Annotated in this window: 2 protein-coding genes; one reads left to right on the top strand and one right to left on the bottom strand. The window is 48.6% G+C overall.

What is annotated here, in order from left to right:
* Window positions 1-432, bottom strand: a 432-nt coding sequence (locus KDK14_RS12945) for an ATP-binding protein (RefSeq protein WP_257265561.1), incomplete at its 3' end; no start/stop codon positions are given.
* A 277-nt stretch (window positions 433-709) separates the two neighbouring features.
* Here KDK14_RS12945 and KDK14_RS12950 point away from each other — a divergent pair.
* The gene (locus tag KDK14_RS12950; protein WP_257265562.1) at window positions 710-1597 is read left to right on the top strand and encodes a hypothetical protein; all 888 of its coding nucleotides are present in this window, start codon (window positions 710-712) and stop codon (window positions 1595-1597) included.
* Window positions 1598-1699: the final 102 nt, after the last annotated feature.

The following is a 1699-nucleotide window of genomic DNA, read 5'->3' on the forward strand; positions in this document are numbered from 1 at the left end:
ATTGGCATTGATTGCTGAAAGTGCGGGCAAATAAATCCGGGTGCAGTTAAATTGTGGATTACGCTCTGTGAATGCATGGATAAATGCGCTTTTGCCAGAACCGATGGCTCCAGAGATGGCAATATTTCGTATTTCAGGCTGCTCTGCTGTATCAAGAGCTGCCAGTAGCTCCCCTTCATACTGTTCCATCTGCTCATTCGGCATCATTGCTGAATTCAGAGGCCTCAGGTGTGGCTGGCCGTCAGGACTCTTCAGATATCGGGGAAATGATTGCTTGCCAGCTGAACGGGCATTGATTGGTCTGTCATAATCAGGATGCTTTTTTCTGGCCACTTGCCAACCTGCTCTTGCTGCTCTCCAGCCAGCCCTGATTGCTTTGTAGTATCTGGTTGTAAGACGAATCAATCCGGACTGTTGAATAGGAGCCATCATTTCCCTGTAGCCTTTCTTTCATAACCAATGTTTGTGAACTGATCAGACCGCCTGGATCAGTCAACACCAACACATTAACTATTCAAAATCGGCAGGGCCTGGCAGGGTGTGAGCGGATGTTGGCCTGTTTCGACCAGTCCATGATCTTCATGGAAAAACCGGCGGGCGGAGCCTTTACACTGTAGGCATAAGTAGCCCGCTTCACCTGCTGAAGAAACTTTGATCATAAATGGTTGTCAGAATCAGCAAATCCCTGTAATCCGAAGAGTTAACGCTTATGAATCTGCCTGATCTGACCATACCCGTTGCACCGGACGTCAGTTTTCCTGCCAACGAGAGAAGCTATCCCACTGTGTCCCGCCCTGTAAAAGCCTCTGTTGGACCAAGAGCTGTCAGTCAATTGCCAACAGCCGCTGTAATGCCGCAATTACGGGGGCAACATCACGCCAGCACAGACACCACGGTTCGCACAACCAGTGCTTCATGGTCTGGGGCGGCACCATTGCCTGCACACATAAAACTGAGCAATGACATAAGTCGGCAGGTCAAACGGCAGTTATCAGACGATGAAAAGTGCATAGTCTACTATGCCAATAAAAGTGTTGGTGATGGCATTAAAAGCGTTCGGTTCACTGAGTACGCACAAGGTTTTATGGGCCAGCAGGGGCTGTGTGAAGAAGCGTTGTCCGGTGCTGTAAAGTTGTGCAGTGTGATGGATGCTTCAGATACTGGTCGCCAGGGCGACGATTATGAACAGTCCCACAGACAGTTTCATTTTGTCGAAAATCCAGAAGTGAATAAGTGGATGGTTAACCATATGCAGGCCAATGACGAACTTGATATTTATGATGATGACCAGCTACTCCAGTATTCCGACGGCAACCGCTGGTATCCTCTGAAATTTTTCGGGGGAATGGCTCCGCACACGCTGGTGGATGCCAGATATGTTCTGATATCCAACAGAAACATCTCGCGAGATGAGCCACCTGACTTTAGTGTCAATGTCCAGAAATATATATCCGATACGATAGCCAAACATCACTGTGATACCCTTGGCAGGGTATCTGAAATCCTGGAGTGCAGCAGCAGCGACGACGGTGAAAAATTAGCAAGCTTACGTGATTTTCTGCAGTCTTACCGGTCTCGTGACTCAGAAGTGGAGTAAAAAACCGCAGGCTGTATGGGTGCAGAAGCTGTTGCCGGGCAGGGCAGTCTGTGCTTGGACAGCTCCTGCTTATACCAATTCCACCTTCTAAATATGAACTGC

This window comes from Endozoicomonas sp. ONNA2 (assembly GCF_024606365.1).
Classification (GTDB): domain Bacteria; phylum Pseudomonadota; class Gammaproteobacteria; order Pseudomonadales; family Endozoicomonadaceae; genus Endozoicomonas.